Origin of the sequence: Caballeronia sordidicola (assembly GCF_000729995.1) — a bacterium.
GTDB lineage: Bacteria > Pseudomonadota > Gammaproteobacteria > Burkholderiales > Burkholderiaceae > Caballeronia > Caballeronia sordidicola_A.
Genome location: NZ_JNFG01000201.1, coordinates 144,354 through 162,584, shown reverse-complemented (window position 1 = coordinate 162,584; position 18,231 = coordinate 144,354). Strand labels below are relative to the sequence as shown.

General features: G+C 60.7%; 13 protein-coding genes. 5 read left to right on the top strand and 8 right to left on the bottom strand.

Features of this window, described 5'->3' with window-relative positions:
* Window positions 1-7: 7 nt before the first annotated feature.
* Window positions 8-1,336, bottom strand: a complete 1,329-nt coding sequence (locus FH08_RS0139480) for an MFS transporter (RefSeq protein WP_031363631.1) — start codon at window positions 1,334-1,336, stop codon at window positions 8-10.
* 738 nt (window positions 1,337-2,074) lie between these two features.
* Here FH08_RS0139480 and cobA point away from each other — a divergent pair.
* From cobA to FH08_RS0139445, 5 genes are all read left to right on the top strand, one after another.
* Window positions 2,075-2,887 (top strand): uroporphyrinogen-III C-methyltransferase, encoded by an 813-nt coding sequence (cobA, locus tag FH08_RS0139470; RefSeq protein ID WP_051888891.1) that lies wholly within the window; start codon window positions 2,075-2,077, stop codon window positions 2,885-2,887.
* A gap of 112 nt (window positions 2,888-2,999) precedes the next feature.
* Entirely contained in the window at window positions 3,000-3,575 is a 576-nt protein-coding gene (locus FH08_RS0139465) for an ANTAR domain-containing response regulator (protein ID WP_031363629.1), read from the top strand.
* A 10-nt stretch (window positions 3,576-3,585) separates the two neighbouring features.
* On the top strand, window positions 3,586-4,743 hold the full coding sequence (locus tag FH08_RS0139460) for a CmpA/NrtA family ABC transporter substrate-binding protein (protein WP_031363628.1): 1,158 nt from the start codon (window positions 3,586-3,588) through the stop codon (window positions 4,741-4,743).
* A gap of 381 nt (window positions 4,744-5,124) precedes the next feature.
* Window positions 5,125-6,489: a YihY/virulence factor BrkB family protein gene (locus FH08_RS0139455; RefSeq protein ID WP_051888909.1), complete on the top strand. Its 1,365-nt coding sequence runs from the start codon at window positions 5,125-5,127 to the stop codon at window positions 6,487-6,489.
* Between the two features lie 641 nt (window positions 6,490-7,130).
* A complete protein-coding gene (locus FH08_RS0139445; protein WP_031363625.1) occupies window positions 7,131-8,306 on the top strand; it encodes a porin in 1,176 nt (391 codons plus the stop codon).
* Window positions 8,307-8,572: 266 nt separating this feature from the next.
* Here FH08_RS0139445 and FH08_RS0139440 read toward each other — a convergent pair whose 3' ends face one another.
* The 7 genes from FH08_RS0139440 to FH08_RS0139410 all read right to left on the bottom strand — a co-directional run bounded on the left by FH08_RS0139440 (window position 8,573) and on the right by FH08_RS0139410 (window position 17,609).
* A complete protein-coding gene (locus FH08_RS0139440; protein ID WP_031363624.1) occupies window positions 8,573-9,442 on the bottom strand; it encodes a proteasome-type protease in 870 nt (289 codons plus the stop codon).
* A gap of 271 nt (window positions 9,443-9,713) precedes the next feature.
* Complete coding sequence (locus tag FH08_RS0139435; RefSeq protein WP_031363623.1) at window positions 9,714-10,511, bottom strand: transglutaminase family protein; 798 nt, start codon at window positions 10,509-10,511, stop codon at window positions 9,714-9,716.
* A 23-nt stretch (window positions 10,512-10,534) separates the two neighbouring features.
* Entirely contained in the window at window positions 10,535-11,488 is a 954-nt protein-coding gene (locus FH08_RS0139430; RefSeq protein ID WP_031363622.1) for an alpha-E domain-containing protein, read from the bottom strand.
* Window positions 11,489-11,569: 81 nt separating this feature from the next.
* Entirely contained in the window at window positions 11,570-12,976 is a 1,407-nt protein-coding gene (locus FH08_RS0139425; RefSeq protein ID WP_031363621.1) for a circularly permuted type 2 ATP-grasp protein, read from the bottom strand.
* Window positions 12,977-13,307: 331 nt separating this feature from the next.
* Window positions 13,308-14,846: an efflux transporter outer membrane subunit gene (locus tag FH08_RS0139420; RefSeq protein ID WP_031363620.1), complete on the bottom strand. Its 1,539-nt coding sequence runs from the start codon at window positions 14,844-14,846 to the stop codon at window positions 13,308-13,310.
* Between the two features lies 1 nt (window position 14,847).
* Complete coding sequence (locus tag FH08_RS0139415) at window positions 14,848-16,416, bottom strand: DHA2 family efflux MFS transporter permease subunit (protein ID WP_031363619.1); 1,569 nt, start codon at window positions 16,414-16,416, stop codon at window positions 14,848-14,850.
* Window positions 16,413-17,609 (bottom strand): HlyD family secretion protein, encoded by a 1,197-nt coding sequence (locus FH08_RS0139410; protein ID WP_031363618.1) that lies wholly within the window; start codon window positions 17,607-17,609, stop codon window positions 16,413-16,415. Before FH08_RS0139410 ends, FH08_RS0139415 begins: the two co-directional genes overlap by 4 nt.
* Between the last annotated feature and the right edge of the window lie 622 nt (window positions 17,610-18,231).

Sequence of the window (18,231 nt, the reverse complement as noted above, 5' to 3'; positions counted from 1 at the left end):
GACGCTCTCAATTAGCAATGCTGTTGTTGGCACCCAATGCATCTGCACGCAGCACCGCTTCCTGTGCCTTGTGCTCGGAACTAAAGCGCACCGCGAGCGCGCACAACGCGGACAACGTGACCATCACGCCGAGCATGGCGAGCGTCTGCTGGACGTTGCCGAAGCCCTTCATTAGGAAGCCGGCCGCAACTGCACCCACGTTGCCGCCCGCGCCGATAATTCCCGCCACGCCGCCCAGCGCCTTTCGATCGATGAACGGCACGAGCGCGTAGGTCGCGCCACACGCCATATGCGTGAACAGGCCGAAGCTCAGCATGGCGACCACGGCCAGCGCTGCGCTATCCGCATGCGAGAACCAGAGAAGCCCGAGGCCTTCGCCCGCGATCAGCACGAACAACAAGGTCGAGCGAATCGCGAGGCCGCGCCGCGCCGCAGCCTTGTCCGAGAGCCAGCCGCCGAGTGCACGGGCAAACAGGGCGAGCAGTCCAAAGCTGCCGGCAGCGACGCCGGCGGCTTTCAGCGACAGATGAAAGTGATCGACGTAATAGATCGCGGCGATGTTATGGATGAACACTTCGACGCCAAAGCAAGCCGCATAGGTGACGAACAGCATCCACACGCGATAGTTCGCACAGGCGGCGCGAAAGCTCGCCCAGCCGCCCTTCTTGCCGCCATCGATAGCGATGCCCTGCGCGCGTAATTGCGTGAAGTTGCCTTGCGGGCAGTCCTGCGTGAAGCGCCAGTAGAACCAGGCCATGACCGGCATCGCCAGCCCGGGCACCACGAGTGCGAGGCGCCATGCGGACGCATCTGCGGCGCCGAGCGCAAGCATGCCTGCGAGCAGCAACGGCACCAGCATTTGCGCCGCGCCGGCCCCGGCATTACCCCAGCCGGCGCTGGTTGCGTTGGCCGTGCCAACCACGTTCGGCGCGAACATCATCGACGTGTGGTACTGCGTGATAACGAAGCTCGCTCCCACTGCGCCAATGCCCAGACGGCACAGCAGGAAGCTTGTGTAACCGCCCGAGAGCGCGGCGCTGAACACGGGGAATGCACCGATGATCAGGAGTCCCGTATAGACCTTTCGCGGACCGTAGCGGTCGCACATCGGGCCAACGATGAGTCGCACCAGGATCGTCGCGGCAACCGCGGCAATGTTGATATTGGCAACCTGATCAATGGACAGTCCGAATTCGCGCTTGATCAACGGCATCAACGGCGCACAGGCGAACCACGCAAAGAAGCAGACGAAGAACGCCATCCACGTAAGGTGGAAGGCTCGCATGGGCACGGTGCGCAAGCTGAAGAGATCGATCCGGGTTGCTTTGTCTGCCATTGTCTTTCCAGAAAAACAAAAAGGCGTCCCGCGAACCCAGCCGATGACTGAGTTCAGGGGACGCCGTTGTCCAATAAGCCCGTCATGGGCCACTGCTGAAGTCTTGCAATGAAACTGGACCGTCGTTGATCCATGGACGCTCTAAACGCAAGGGCTATGCCATGAGTGGCTTCTCTATATATGGCGGGCGTTTGCGGGTGGCAGCCGGTTTTCCGCCCATTACCCGCGATGCATTTTGATGCAGCGCCGCACCCTCGCGGTGCGATGCAGCACTGTCCGCGTGCGGACTGTGCTGCACCTCGGCTGGTCTCCCCGATCCGCGACAGAAGATCGAGGAAGGGTTAGTTCATGCGGACACGCATGAGGAGCGTGGCCTCGCGCGGCGGACGCTTTGCTGTTCGCATGGTCAGTCGCCGAGCGCGGTAAAGCCGCACTCGTCTGGCCTGGATATTGCCTATATGTGGTTGCGTGCGACAACGATGTCGGGCGCTTGGATATCACAGTCTTATTGATTCGAACGCCGGCAGTATCGACTACGTACCGGCGACTCAGGACAACGGCGTCCCTTCGTGCAGGAGCACGAGCGGATGCCGTTTTCCATTGGAGCGCGGTGTTGTCGCATCGCCCGGAAGGTCATTGATCTGTGCGACACGCGACCCATGCGGTTCATTCATTTCTTCGATCTTTTAAGCAACGCGGCGGCTGTTACGTTTTCCCAAACCGCCAAAGGACATCACGATGACAACAGGCAAGGTCACCTTGCTTAGCGCCGGCCCCGGCGATCTGGACTTGCTCACGATCAAAGCCGCCAAGGCATTGGCGCTGGCGGATATCGTGTTGCTGGACGATCTGGCCAATCCTGAGATCGTGTCGCTTGCACCACAAGCTCGCGTGATCCGGGTCGGCAAGCGCGGCGGCTGCAAGTCGACACCGCAAGCCTTCATCCAGCGGCTGATGCAGCGTTATGCGCTGAAAGGACTGCACGTGGTCCGCGTGAAGGGCGGCGACGCCCTGCTGTTCGGACGCGCGGGCGAAGAACTCACCGCACTAAGGCATGCGCAGATTCCGGTGGAGATCATCAACGGCATCTCGTCAGGCTTTGCGGCAGCGGCGAGTCTTGGGATATCGCTGACGCATCGGGAACATTGCCAGGGAGTGACCTTCGTCACGGCGCACAAACGGGATCATGGCGAACCCAACTGGGCCGCACTCGCGGCAACCGGTACAACGCTCGCGATCTACATGGGCATGACACGCATCGAAAGCCTCTGCCATGCACTGCTCTCAGCGTTGCCGGCGTCCACCCCTGCCGCAGTGGTCCAATGGGCCGGTACAGCATCCGAGCGGCGCTGGCTTGGAACGCTGGATCGCATGGCTATCGACGCCGTGAAGGAAGGTCTGGGAAGCCCCGCCGTGATCCTCGTTGGCGATGCGATTGGCGAAGCGGTAGATTGGGTTGCTAACAACGAAACCGGCGCTCTCACCGTGGACGAGCACACCGCCTTCAACGCGTGGCAAGACATTACTGAAGCGGTCCAGCATGCAGCCTGATACGCGCACATCGAATCGAACAATGCACGCGGTCTCCATGGCGCTCGCTGACCGGCGCGCGGCGAGCGTTGCGCCCGGCCGACCTTGCATGAGCTATCCCGGCGCCTGATCCATGCTTCGTGTACTGCTCGTCACCGATACCGACAAACCCATTGGCGATCTTCGCCAGGCACTCGCACGCCTGGGCTACGACATGCTGGCCGAAGTGGCGACCCCTGCTGCATTGCCCAAGGTGGTGGAAGAGCAGCGCCCGGATGTGGTCATCATCGATACTGAATCGCCTTCACGCGATACTCTCGAACAACTTGCTGTGATGAACGAGACCGCGCCACGTCCGGTTCTGATGTTCAGCAACGACGGCGACCAGCAACTGATTCACGCCGCGGTCGGTGCTGGCGTGAGCGCTTACCTTGTTGAGGGCTTGGAGGCCGCGCGTCTCGCACCCATCCTCGAAGTCGCTCTCGCACGCTTTGCCCGCGAGGAGCAATTTCGCAAGCGGCTCGCCGATGCTGAAAACGAACTCGCGGACCGCAAGCTGATCGACCGGGCCAAGCGCCTCTTGATGGACCGGCGCAAGATGTCCGAACCGGAGGCATACGCCATGCTGCGCAAGCGCGCGATGGACGAGGGAATGAAGCTTGCCGAGGTTGCGCGCCAGTTGGTATCGATGGCCGATTTATTAGGGTAGCCCGCACAACATGAACACACCCAAAGCCGCTTTGAACCGCGCGTCCGAGCAACCCGAGAAGACCCACATCCGCCTGGGCTTCGTGGCGCTGAGCGATGTCGCCCCGCTCGCCGTTGCCAAGATCCTCGAGTTCGGCCACAGCCACGGCCTGACGCTCGAGTTGTGCCGGCAGCCTTCCTGGGCGGCCGTGCGCGACAAGGTGTTGTCCGGCGAGATCGATGCAGCGCACGCGCTTTATGGCCTCGTGTATGGCGTGCAACTCGGCATTGGCGGACCGCAAGGCGAAATGGCCGTGCTGATGGTGCTGAACCGCAATGGCCAGGCCATCACGCTATCGAACCCGCTTGCCGACGCGCTGAGCCGGAGTGGCAATTTGAAGGAGGCGCTCGCGTCGCTCGGCCGTCCTCCGGTCTTTGCGCAGACCTTCCCGACCGGCACGCATGCGATGTGGTTGTACTACTGGCTCGCCGCTCATGGCGTGCATCCGCTGCGCGACATTCGCAGCATCGTGATCCCGCCGCCGCAAATGGCCGATGCATTGGCCGAGGGCCAGCTCGACGGCTTCTGCGTCGGTGAGCCGTGGAACGCGGTTGCCGAGTCGCGCCACGCGGGCAGGACCGTCGCGATCACTAGCCAGATCTGGCCGGACCACCCGGAAAAGGTCCTTGCCAGCCGGCGCGATTTTGTCATGCGTTATCCGAATACGGCGCGCGCGCTGGTCCAGACAATGCTCGAAGCGTGCCGGTGGCTCGACAACCCCTCGCATCGCGCTGACATCTCGACATGGCTCGCAGCGCCGGACCTGCTAGGCGTACCGCAGGAATTGATCGCGCCACGGCTGCTCGGCGACTATGACGCTGCACGATTCCCCGGGCAGCCGCTTCCCCTCCCCGTCAGTTTCTTCGATAAAGGCGCCGTCAACTATCCGCGCCCGTCCGACGGCTTGTGGTTCCTGACGCAATATCGCCGATGGGGTTTGCTGAGCGGCGCTCACGACGACGCCGCCATTGCAGCGGCGATCAGCCAGACGGCGCTGTATCGCGAGGCCGCGGCATTGGCGGACGTTCGCGTGCCGGAGGAGATTCGCGCGGACGTGCTGCTCGACGGGCACGTCTGGGACGGACAAGATCCCGCCGCCTATCTCGACGGGTTCGCCATGCGTGCCTGATGCGGTGGGCGCGGTGGGCGCGTTCGCCGGTGGCTGCAACGGCTCGGCGATGCATGCCACCTCGTGACGGCTTGAACTTCATTCGCCCAGCCACGTGCGCATTTCCCTGCCCATTCCCGCGCCGATTGAAAAACCCGCTCCCGCTGAACGTAAAACTACGTAGAACAAACTCAACAATTGGCGACAAAAGCGCCGCCGAAGGCATCCGAACGGCCTATGAGCCCGGTTTGGGTTGCCAAGCTGCCACGGGATGACGGATGCTCATAAGTCCCGGCACGCTGTGATGTGACCAACGGGCTCACCGGCCGTGGAACGCATCGTGCTCTGACGGATTACAAAATCGTCAAGGTCATCATCACCATCACCGAAGTTGAGGTTTCCATGAGTACGTCGTCCACCGAAAGAATTCAGGCTGTGGTGAAAAAGGACGCATCCTGGGTGATGGGCGCGCTCAAGAAATTTGGCGAGGATCGCTGTGCCGCCATGGCTGCGAGCATCGCGTTCTACTCCGCGTTTTCTTTGGCGCCAACGCTGGTCATGGTCATCGCAGTGGCCGGCTGGGTGTTCGGAGCGGACGCCGCACGCGGCCAGTTGTTCCATCAGGTCAATGGATTGCTCGGCGATCAGGCTGCGGCGAGCGTGCAGAGCATTGTGGAGAATGCCCACCGCAGCGGCGGCACGGGCGTTGCCGCCGTGATCTCGTTCGTGTTGCTGGCGGTGGGTGCATCGGCTACATTTTCATCGCTCAACACTGCGCTTAACCTTGTGTGGCCGCTGAGCGGCGAGCAGAAGTCCAGCGTTTTCGCGCTGGTGCGGGTGCGGCTGATCTCGTTCGGCCTGGTGCTGGGCGTGGCTTTCCTGCTGATCGTCTCGCTAGTCCTCGATACCGCCATCCAGGCCGTGGGCACATGGCTTTGGGGTGATTCGCCCTTCGTGATCATCGGCGACGTTGTGCAGTTGGTGGTCGGACTGGTGATTCTCTCGCTCGCGTTCGGGGCGCTGCTGAAGTTCCTCCCCGACGGCCGCGTGCAATGGCAGGACGCACTGGTCGGCGGGTTTGTTGCCGCCATCCTCTTTTCCGTCGGCAAGAAACTGTTTGCGTTCTACCTGACACACGCCGGCACAGCGAATTCATTCGGCGCCGCCGGCTCGCTCGCCGTGCTGCTGATGTGGCTGTACTTCTCGGCCGCAGTCCTGCTGCTCGGCGCGGAGTTTTCAGCCGCGCGAGCCCGTTTGCACGATCCCCGTGGTGCGTGGGGGCAGCAAAGCTCCCGGGTCCCGCCCGGCAGCCGCGCCAAGATCGGCTCGATGCTGGCGGGCTCGACGGTACCCGGAGCCGGCCGTAAAGATGCAGATGCGAACAATCCAGGGACCACAAAAGCCTTTACGGTCGTGCCGGGACATGCGCGAGCATCCATCGAACGGCGGGCTGAACGCTCGCAGCATTTGACGCAGCAGGCGCGCCAACGGGTGTCGGCGCTGAGCACCGCGTTGACCCTGAGCCGCAAGCTGGCCCGTGCGGAGACCGCTGCGACGCGGGTGACAGCGCAGGCCATGCTGGATTGCGGGCGTAAGGCGGTGCAAGCAAACGACCTGGTGAAACGGTATCCGTGGCGCGCCGTGTTGATGGCCGGCGGCGCAGGATTGGCGCTCGCGCTGTTAAAGGGCCGCGATCTCGGCCGTGAATCTGGCCGTGAATCTGGCCGCGAACCAGAACCCGGCCGGCCCGCTGCAATTGACGAATAGACGAATGACGCCCGCCAAGCCGGGCGGCGGGATCCAGAGCGGGATCAAATTCAGGTCCCGAACCGGCGTGATTTGCGGTACGGCAGTTTTCCGTGTCAAAGGCTTGACTGCGCAAAACTTGCGTCCAATCGCATGGATGTGTCGCGATGCAAAGGCGCAGCGCCTTTGTTGCGCCGAATGCAAAAATGACGCTTTCAATGGGTAAGGATGTTGGTAATACACAACGCCCGCATCCGGCCCAGGGCGTTGGACTTGGCTTGACCTCGGCGAGCCGCCACCCGGCGTAAACCCTCGCCGAGCCATATGCAGCGCTCCTCTTGCCCGTCAGAGATCTCCTCGCGGGCGGCGCCAGCCTATCTCGCTTATAACGCCCAATTAGTAAAAAACTAATAAAAATCGCTGATTCTCGTTGAATCAATTGCATTAAAAGGAACTTTCTGAATACAGCTTTGTCGCCATGCTTTCACTAGATGAATCATAAGCCAAAGCCTTGACAGGCTTGCCTTACAAGACATCAAACGATCGACCATAAAGTGTCTTTTTTTCGAGACAGGTTTTAATTTTTCAGTTCTTAAGTTTTGTAACGCTGCGTTATTCTCTGCGCCGGCAACAACGAATTTAATCCTCGCGTGGAGAACCTGATGAAACGTTTCGCACTGACTTCCCTTTCGCTGGCACTGCTCGGCACAGCAGGCGTGGCTCACGCGCAAAACAGCGTGACCCTGTATGGCGTGATCGACGCTGGTCTCATTTATGTTCACAACGCGAACGGCAACGAAAAGCTGGTCGGCACAAATGCCGGCACCCTGTCTGGCGATCGCTGGGGCCTGAAAGGCCAGGAAGATCTGGGCGGCGGTTTGAAGGCAATTTTCCAATTGGAAAACGGCTTTAACGTTTACACGGGCAAGCTGGGTCAACAAGGTCAAGAATTCGGTCGCCAGGCATTCGTCGGTTTGACGTCTGACAAGCTCGGCACGGTCACGCTCGGTCGTCAATACGATCCGCTCGTCGACATGGTGCAAGGCATCACGGGTGACAACTACTGGGCATCCATCGTTGGTACGCCGGGCGACGTCGACAACTACGACAACAGCTCGCGTGTAAATAACGGCGTGAAGTACGTTTCGCCGAACTATGCTGGCCTGCAATTCGAAGGCTTGTATGGTTTCAGCAACGGCGCTGGCACGACGGGTCAAGGCCAGACGTGGAGCGGTGCAGTTGCGTATAACAACGGCCCGTTGGGCTTGGCTGCCGGTTACTACTACACGAGCAACCCGAGTGCAGGCCGTTCGGCTACGACCTGGAATAGCCCGTCGTCGGATTCGATCTTCGACAGCCCGATCAACAGCGGCTACGCATCGGCTCACTCGATCGCCATCGCTCGTGCAGCAGCTCAGTATGCTATCGGCCCGGTAACGTTCGGCGGTTCGTACAGCAATGCGAAGTACCGTCCGGACGGTTTCTCGGCATACACGTCGACGGAAACGTACAACATCGGCAGCGCATTCGTGAACTACCAGCTTTCGCCGGCTCTCCTGATCGGCACGGGCTACACGTACGAGAAAGCTAGTGGCGACACGGGTGCTCATTACAATCAGGTCGGCATCGGTGCGGACTACACGCTGTCCAAGCGCACGGATTTCTACGCACTCGGCGCTTACCAGAAAGCAAGCGGCACGCAAGCTACGTTCACCACGAACGCTGCTGGCCAGACGGTTCGCGTAGATCAGCAAGCGCAAGCATCGATCGGTTCGTTCGGCTTCGCCGGTACGAACACGCAAGAAATGGTCATCGTTGGTATTCGTCACAAGTTCTAAAGCCGGACCCGGCGCGTAGCGTTTCACTACACAGCGCGCCGATTCCGACTGCGGTTCAAAAACAGCCATCGGCTTCGCCGATGGCTGTTTTTTTATGCGCGTGAGGTATTGACCGCTGATTCACGGCGATCGACAGGCCAAAACCGAAGCCAAAAACAAGAACGGCCTGATCGACTTAAGCCGATCAGGCCGTTCTTGTTCACGCTAGCTGTCTTGCGATGCTTCCACCACGCGCTTTTAGACCGCCTCACCTGCTCCTGTCCGATTCAATGCTGCCCTTGCCCGCTTGCCGGCTGCATCAGCGTCTGAAACGGCGGGGCTGACGTATCGGGTTCGGCGCGCAGATCGTTGTTTGTCAAACGTGGCACATTCGATACCGTTTCGCGCGCCCGCAGCGGCACATTGGCGGGATCGGCCCAAGTCGGATTCGGGATTTCCCCGAAAATCTGCCGCAGCCGTTCACCCCACGTGCGATGAATCATCTGGAAATACTGGTTGTCATTATCGATGGTCGAGAACCGCGTGACCTGCAACGCGTCCTTCTCATACACGAGCAGATCGAGCGGCAATCCCACTGACAAATTGGACCGCAGCGTGGAGTCCATGGACACCAGCGCACATTTCGCGACTTCGTCCAGCGGTGTGGCCGGTGTGACAACGCGATCGATGATCGGCTTGCCGTACTTCGATTCGCCGATCTGGAAATACGGGCTGACCTGCGACGATTCCACGAAGTTGCCAGCCGAATAGATCATGAACAGGCGCGTATTCGCGCCGCGGATCTGGCCACCGAGAATAAAGCTGCAATTGAAGTCGACGTTGAATTCCGCGAGCGTAGCCGCATCCCGCCGATGAACCTCGCGCACCGCATCGCCCACCAGCCGCGCCGCTTCCGCCATGGAGGCAACGTTATACAGCGTGGTTTTGTCTTCGGGCGCTGGTTCCGACAGCAATTGCATGACCGCCTGCGTCAACGCGAGATTACCCGCCGCGAGGAGCACAAGAACGCGGTCACCGGGCTGTTCGAAGACCGCCATCTTGCGAGCTGCGCTCACATGGTCGACCCCGGCATTCGTGCGGGTATCAGCCAGGAACACCAGTCCCTCGTCGACGCGCATTGCCACGCAATAAGTCATGCGTCCAATTCCTGATAGAAGCAAATTCGTATTGTAATCGGGTAATCGCCCGAATCGGGCTGATTGCGATGATCGCGGCCAGGCAGCGTCGCCCGGAAAACGCGCCGCTTACAGTCACATGAGGTCACATGAGGTCACATCGGGTCACATCAGCTCAAGGTGCGGCAAAGAAGAGCGCGCCACCTCACCTTTAGTTGTTATCGGCAGATGAGGGGCGCGGCTTGAATGTCATGGCATCTGACAAATGCGGTGGCGCAAAGTACGCAGGCAATTACTGATCGGCCGTTGCCTGCACCGAGACGTCCACGCTCATGCGTTCTTCCTTGCCGCCCACGCGCGAGCCGCGCACAGGCGCGGCCGCTTCATAGTCGCGTGCGACCGCGAGGCGGCAGTACCGGCCGCTGGCGAACGCCGCGTGCGTGACGTCGACCGACACCCAGCCGTCGTCGAGCCACACATCCACCCACGCGTGGCTCGCGGCATGCGGGACGTCGCCCGGATCGATATAACCGCTCACGTAGCGCGCCGGGAGACCCCGGGCACGGCAACACGCCAGCATGAGGTGAGCGTGATCCTGGCACACGCCGTTGCCAAGCTGCAGCGCCTGCGCGGCGGTGCTCGTGACCTCGGTTACGCCCGCCTTGAACTGCACCTTGGCTTCAATATTTTCCGCCAGCGCAAGCAGCGCCGACGGCGAATCGAGCTTGGGCACCGAGTTCGCCAGCTCGCGGACCGCCGCATCCGGCTCGGTCAGCGCGGTCGTGCAGGTGTAGTGCTGAAGCGGAATCCGGCCGGGACCGTCGTTGAGGCGGCCGCCGTCGAGTAGCGTGGTCTCCACCTGACCGGTCACGGAAAGATGGATCTCCATATGCGGTTTCGTCAGCACCAGCGTATGCAACGTGTTGGAGTAAGCGTCGCGGGTGACGTCGAGCTTGCCCACGGTATCGATATTCCAGCGCCGCACCATCTGCGCCGACCCGTTCGCGGGCGTCATGCGCAGTTGCTGGATGGAATACTGCACGGGGACGGCGTAGCGGTAGCTCGTGTGATGACGAATGGTCAGAAGCATGATAGTTCCCAGGACGGATGCGTTCAGGCGAGAGGCAACATGAGGAAGGTGCGCATCACGCGGACACCGAGCTCATCGACCCGTTTCAGGAATTGCGTCAGATAGGCGTGCACTCCGGTTTCGAGAATCTGGCGAATATCCATGTAGAGCACGTCCGCGCGCAACTTGCCGGCGAAGCGTTCACACTCGTTCGAGCCGCTCGTGCGCAGCTTGTCGAGCGTCGCGCAAACCCCATCCAGCGATGCCAGCAGCGAGCGTGGCATCTGCGAGTTGAGGATCAGCAACTCGACAACCCGAGACGGCGTCACAACGTCGCGATACACCTTCCGGTAGATCTCCAGCGCGGACACCGAACTCAGGATGGAGGTCCAGTAGTAGAAGTCTTCCAGCTGACGCGCGGCTTCGCGCGAGTTCGGTTCTGCATCGGCGAAACGCACGTCCAGGATCCGCGCCGTGTTGTCCGCGCGTTCCAGGTACATGCCGAGCTGGATGAACCAGAAGGCGTCGTCCTGAAGCGCGGTGCCGACCATCACGCCGCGACACAGGTTCGAACGGTACTTGACCCATTCGAACAGCATGTCCGGACTCTTTTTGAGTTCGCCCGCAGCGAGTTTCTCGCCGAATTCGAGCCACGTGAAATTGATGGTCTCCCACGCTTCCGTGGTCAGGGTCCCGCGCACGGCACGCGCGTTTTCGCGGGCAGCGTGCAGGCAGGAAATGATGCTCGACGCATTGCCGGTATCGGCGACCATGAAGTGCAGCATGTCCTCGCGCGAATCCGAGCCCGGGAAACGCTCCTCGAACCTGAATTCGAGTTCCGAAATACGCAGCACCGAGCGTTGTGCACGCGCGGCTTGATCCGGCGTCTGCGGCAGCAGCATGCCCTTCAGGTTGATATCGAGCATGCGGGCGGTATTTTCCGCACGCTCCATGTAGCGAGCCATCCAGAAAAGGTGATCGGCTGTGCGGCTTAGCATCATGATGGCGTTCCGTTATTGTGTGGCGCGCGCGGGCGCAGCGCTTGGGAGCGCGCCCGTGCGAACAATCCTGGTGGATGCTTAGTCCACCATCCAGGTGTCTTTCGTGCCGCCGCCCTGCGACGAATTCACGACGAGAGAACCCTCCTTCAACGCCACGCGAGTCAGGCCGCCGGCGGCCATCGTCACTTCTTTACCCGACAGCACGAACGGCCGCAAGTCGATATGGCGCGGCGCAATACCCGACTCCACGAAGGTCGGGCACGCGGAGAGCGCCAGGGTTGGCTGGGCGATATAACCGTCCGGCCGCGCGATCAGGCGTTCCCGGAACGCCTCGATTTCGGCTTTCGTCGATGCCGGTCCGACCAGCATGCCGTAGCCGCCCGCGCCGTGAACCTCCTTCACGACCAGTTCGGGCAGATGCGCGAGCGTGTAGGCGAGATCGTCAGGCTTGCGGCACTGGAACGTCGGCACGTTGTTCAGGATCGGCGTTTCGCCGAGATAGAACTCGATCATGTCCGGGACGAACGGATAGATGGATTTATCGTCCGCTATACCCGTGCCCATCGCGTTAGCCAATGCCACGCGGCCCGCGCGATACGACGTCAGCAGGCCCGGCACGCCGAGCGCCGAGTCCGTGCGGAACGCAAGCGGGTCCATGAAGTCGTCGTCGAGCCGCCGGTAGATCACGTCGACGCGTTTCGGCCCTTGAGTCGTGCGCATGAACACGTAGTTTTCATCGACGAAGAGATCCTTGCCCTCCACCAACTCCACGCCCATTTGCTGCGCGAGGAACGAGTGCTCGAAGTACGCCGAGTTGTACATGCCAGGTGTGAGCACCACCACGTTAGGATCGTCCACGCCGGCCGGCGCGATCGAGCGCAACGTTTCGAGCAGCAGGTCCGGATAGTGTGCGACCGGCGCGATGCGGTTCTGCACGAACAATTCGGGGAAGAGCCGCATCATCATCTTGCGGTTTTCGAGCATGTACGACACGCCCGACGGCACCCGGAGATTGTCTTCGAGTACGTAGAATTCTCCCGCGTCACCCGCGCGCACCACGTCCACGCCAGCGACGTGCGCGTAGACGTCGAGCGGCACTGCGACGCCTTGCATCTCGGGGCGGTATTGCGCGTTCGTGTACACCTGTTCGGCGGGAATCTTGCCTGCCCGGACGATGTCCTGATCGTGATAGACGTCGCGGATGAACATGTTCAGCGCACGTACCCGCTGTCGCAGGCCTGCTTCAAGCTTGCGCCATTCGTCGCCGGGGATGATGCGCGGAATCATGTCGAAGGGAATCAGGCGTTCGGTGCCCGACAGATCGCCGTTCACGGCAAACGTGATGCCGACACGCCTGAACAGCAGATCGGCTTCCGCACGCTTGCGCGCGATGGTTTCGGGGCTTTGCGTGGAAAGCCACCGGGAGAAACGTGCGTAGTGCGCCCGCACGGTTTCCTCGTGACGCATTTCGTCGTAGATCTGCATCTTGCGTCCTTTTTAATCGCGGCCTAGTGCCGCCTGTGCGTGGAAATGCCGGCTCGATACTTCTCTTCAAGCTGGGCCACGCCTGTCCGACGCTTCGGTAGTTTTAGTATCTACAATTAAGCAACAGGCGTGCCATTTTTTCCACTACTTGTTTTTACTCATTGTTTTGGCGGGTTAGGTAGGAGTTTGCTTCAAATAAGTGCGCACGGGTGAGCCGCCGTGGTTGATCGGGATAGGGGAATGCCCGATTTTGGTGCGAAAGGGGTGGCCGTTCGCACTGGTGACTATCTCCAGGGTCTGTGGTCCGGCGAGTGTTAGCTCCCTGCTCTCTTCAACTATTGGCCGCTTCCCATCCGCCCCCCAGCGCCTTATATACAGCGATCAGGTCCGTCGTCACGCTCACCGTCGATTGCGCCAGTTGTTGCCGTGTTTCGGCCAACTGCCGTTCGGCATCCAGGACGGTGATAAAACTCACGAGCCCCTTCCGATAACTATCGGTCGCAAGCTGCAAACTGATCCGGTTAGCCTCTACCGTGCGCGTCAGCGCCTCCCGACGGTCCTGATCCGTCCGGTAGGACACCAGGGCGTTATCGACGTCCTGTAGCGCCTTCAGCACCGTCGAGCGATACTGCAGCGCCGCCTGCCCCGCCTGCGCCTTCGCTATCCGCACGTTCGCCCGCAACGCGCCGCCTTCGAAAATCGGCAGCGAAATACTTGGGCCCACCGTCCAGAAAAGACTTGACCAGCGCGCGAGATATTTGGCTTGCGTTGCCCGCGTACCCACATTCCCCGTCAACGATACATCCGGGTACATCTGCGCCACCGCCACGCCGATCTCAGCGGTGGCCGCGTGCAAATCACTCTCCGCGCGGCGAATGTCAGGACGCCGCCGCGCCAACGTCGAAGGCAAACCAATCGGCACGCTTGGCGGCACCGGCGGAACCGCCCCCGGCGCCTCCAGCTCCGCATCCAGTGCCCCCGGCGCGCTTCCGGTCAATACGGCAAGGCCGTTCATCGCCTGGGCGATCTGTGCATCGAATTGCGGTAGCTGGGCTTGCAACGAACCCACCTGCGCAGTCGCACTCTCCACATCGCTCTGGCTCGTCAGCCCCACACGCGCCTGTTCACGCGTGAGGTCGAGGATCCGCTGCTCGGAATCGATCTCGGCCAGCGTGATCTGCTTCAGGAGCTGCGCCCCGCGCAGTTGCGAATAGGTCTGAGCAACTTCCGCCTCGAGCGAGACTAAGGCGTCGTTGCGATTTTCTATCGCCGACTCTGTCTGCGCGTTCGCCGATTCCACCGAGCGCCGCACTCGCCCGAACAAATCGAGTTCCCATGACGCATCGAAGCCATCCTGGAAGAGGCTCACCGGCGCCGTCAAGGAATTCAGGGCGCCGGTCACGCTAGCATTGTTCGGGTCGAGTGCGTTGACCTTGCCATACACACCCTGCGATTGCAGCAAGCCCTTCAAGCCCAGTTGCTCGCGCTTATAGCTGGCGTTTGCGCTGATTTGCGGCAACCCCTGCGCGCCCGACACCACCGCCTGCTCGCGCGCCGCCTCAATGCGCAGCACCGCGCTCTGCAAATCCAGATTGCCCGCCGCCGCGCGCTCGATCAGCGAGTCCAGCGTGGCGTCGTTGAACTGGCGCCACCAGCGAGGGTCGGGATCCGCATGGGTGTCCGCCAGCGATGGCACGCTCGCATGGGGAAAGCGCACGTCGTCAGGCGGGTTCTGCGCGCGCTGCAAATCGTTCCAGTTGTCCGGGGCTTTCGCGTCGGGCGGTGTGAAATTCGGACCGACTGAACACGCGCCGGCGAGCATCGAAAGCAGCAAGGGGATCAAGCGTGTGCTGCTTTTGCTTTTGCGCATCTCAATGCCCTCCCCCGCCACCCGCGGCTTTTACCGGTGAAAAGAAAAATGTGATCGGCACGAAACACAATGCGAAGATCGCCACCGCGCCGAATACGTCAAGGTAAGCCAGGATCGTGGACTGCGAAATGAATTGCTTGTACATCAGTCCGGTCGCGGTGGTCATGGCCTGCTGCAAGGTCTGGCCCATGTCCATCAGCGTGTGCGTGAGACGTTGGATCGAGTCGTTGTAGTTCGGGTTCAACGGCGTCATGTGCACGGACATATGCGCCATGTTCGCCTGCGTGCGCTCGACGATCGCGGCAGTCGCAAGCGAAATTCCAATCGATCCCGCCACGTTGCGGAACATCGTGAACAGCGCGGACGCGTCCGCATTCTCCGATGGCTTCAACGTCAAATACGCCAGCGTGGTGATGGGTACGAACAGGAACGCAATGGCGATGGACTGCGAACTTCGCATGAGCGTCAGCGTCTTGAAGTCGATGTTCGGCACCAGGTGATGCGTATAAAACAACGCGCACGCCATCAGGAAAAAACCGAAGCCGACCAGGTAGCGGGTTTGTATGATCGGCATCAGTTTGCTGACTATAGGAATGATGGCCACGATCATCATTGCGCCAGGCGACAACACGAGGCCCGCGAGCGTCGCGGTGTAACCCAGTTGCTGCTGGGCAAGCTGAGGCACGAGCACCGCGCTGCCATAGAGAATGGCTGCAAAACCCACCATGCATACCGAGCCCAACGCGAAATTCTTGTCCTTCAATACGCGTACGTCGACCACCGGTTTTTTCGCGTAAAGCAGCCAGAAGATCGCGCCGACTATGCCGATCGCCGACAGAATGGCGAAGGTAGTGATGAACCCGGACTTGAACCAGTCGTCGTCCTCGCCGCGATCGAGGAATACCTGCAGGCAGCCGAGACCTAGCGCAATCAAGCCTATGCCAATGAAATCAAGGCCCAGTTCGCGGCGATCCTTTTTCTTCTCCCACGGCGGATCTTCCACAAACTCCATCACGGCAATGGTCGTAATCACGCCGATTGGCACGTTGATCAGGAACACCCAGCGCCACGTGAGGTTGTCGGTGATCCAGCCGCCAAGCGTCGGGCCGATCACCGGCGCCACCACGATCGCCACGGCCGAGATCGAGAATGCGCGGCTGCGCTGCTCGGGCGGAAAGGTATCGAGAATGATGGACTGCTGGTTCGGTTGCAAGCCGCCGCCGAAGAAGCCTTGCAAGATCCGGAACAGGATCAGTTGCCACAGGTCGGTGGCGAGGCCGCACAACAGCGAACAGACCGTGAACGCGCCGATGCAAATCAGGAAATAGCGCTTACGTCCAAGCAGTTTCGAGAAAAACGCGGAGATCGGAAGCACAATGCCGTTCGAGACAAGATACGCGGTCAGCGTCCAGGTGGCTTCGTCATAACTCGCGGACATCGCGCCCGAAATATGGGGCAACGCGACGTTCACAATGGTCGTGTCGAGCACTTCCATGAATGCCGCGAGCGTGACCACGACCGCAATCAGCCAGGGATTGGACCTCGGTTTCCAGCCGGCATGATCGCTCATTTCAACATCACCTTCGGAACCACGGAAAGTCCGAGCGGCAGCGGAAGATCGGGCTGCAATCCGCTATCGATAAGAATCTTCACCGGCACGCGCTGCACGATCTTCACGAAGTTGCCCGTCGCGTTCTCAGCAGGGAAAGCCGAAAAACGCGAGCCGCTGCCGAGCTGGATACTATCCACGTGACCGTGCAGCTTCAGGTTCGGATAAGCATCGACGGATACATCCACCGAGTCCCCTGGGCGCATGCGCTCGAGTTGCGACTCCTTGAAGTTGGCGGTGACCCAGACCGTGGTTGTCACCAGCGAAAATATCGAGGTGCCCGCCTGCAGGAACGTGCCGTACTGCACGTTACGTTTGGTGACCCAGCCGTCCGCGGGAGCACGCAGTTCCGTGTATGACAGGTTCAACGCGGCCGCTTCCACCTGCGCCTCGGCCTGGTGAACATCCTGCCGGCGTTCCTCTACCGTGGCTTGCGCCTGGCTGATTTGCTGCGGCACGAGGCTCGCAGTTTTCACTTGCGCCTGTGCTTGCGCGACGTTGGCGAGCGCGCTCTTTTGCTGAGCCGTCGCCGTGTCGATGTTTTGCTGCGATGTCGCGCGGACATCGACCGCGCGTTGCCGTTCGTAAGCCGCGCGGGTCTGCACCAGGTTCGCTTGCGCGCTCTGTTCCTGAGCCTTCGCCTGGGTCAACTGAGCTGGATATTGCACGCGGGCAATATCCAGTTGCACTTGAGCCGCATCGAGTTGGGCCTTCGCCAGGCCAAGTTGGGCGTTCGCCTGGTCCAGTTGAGCCTGGTAGTCGCGAGGATCGATCCTGATCAGCAGATCACCCTTGTGGACGAACTTGTTGTCGCCCAGGTTCATGACTACGACGTAGCCCGAGACCTTCGGCGCGATCGTCACGGCATCGCCGTCGGTGTAGGCGTCGTCGGTACTGACCTGATTGCGGGTTGCGAACCACCAGATCAATCCACCCAGGATCAGGAGCACCACGACAATGGCCAGGATGATCAGCGGTGTTTTGCCCGGGCCTCTCTTTTGCCCGTTCGATTTTTCATCGGACTTGTCGATAGACCCGTCGTTAGACTTGCCGTCGCCGCTGTTTTTGTCGCTATCGTTTTTTCGCTCACCGTGGTTTGAATCGTCCCCGGCTTTGTCTCCGTCATGGTCAGGTCGCGCGTCTTGATCTGGCATCAGGCCCTCTCTCACTCATTGAAACGCGGAATGGCTGAGACGTTCGGCCACTCCCCAGGTCGCAGGTCGACAGAATGGGAATCTCTTGCTCTTGAACTTTCTTTCTTCTATTCACGCCAACGGTTCGGCGTAAGGGCAAGGCTTAAGCAAACCACGTGCCGTCGTTTGTGAGTGACGGATGAGCCGCTTTCAGTTTGTTTTCAGAAGGTGACTCCAGCGCCTGAGGGCGTTCGGTCTGCGGGCGGCATGAGCGTTGGCATTGCGTTGTCCATGTATTCGCGCGAGAAGCAGCGCACCCATTATGCTCGCCCGAACGCCATGAATCACTCAGCTCGCTTCAGATAGCTGCCTGCGTAAGTGTGACATTGACAGCGCGTTCCTACCGGCGCTGCGCGCGATCCATCACTTCGATGCGCATACCATCGACTATGAAGCGGGCTGCCAAAGCGAACCCGGCACGTCGACGGTGATCCTCGAAGATTCGGGGCAAGCCAAACCTGCGCGCCGCACTTGGCCCCCGCGCACCCTCGGAAAAGGCGCGGACAAAATCGCTGTTTGCACGTCATCCAGCATGTTCGAACGTCGCCGCCATTCAATCCCGCATGAGAAGAAGAAGCCAAAA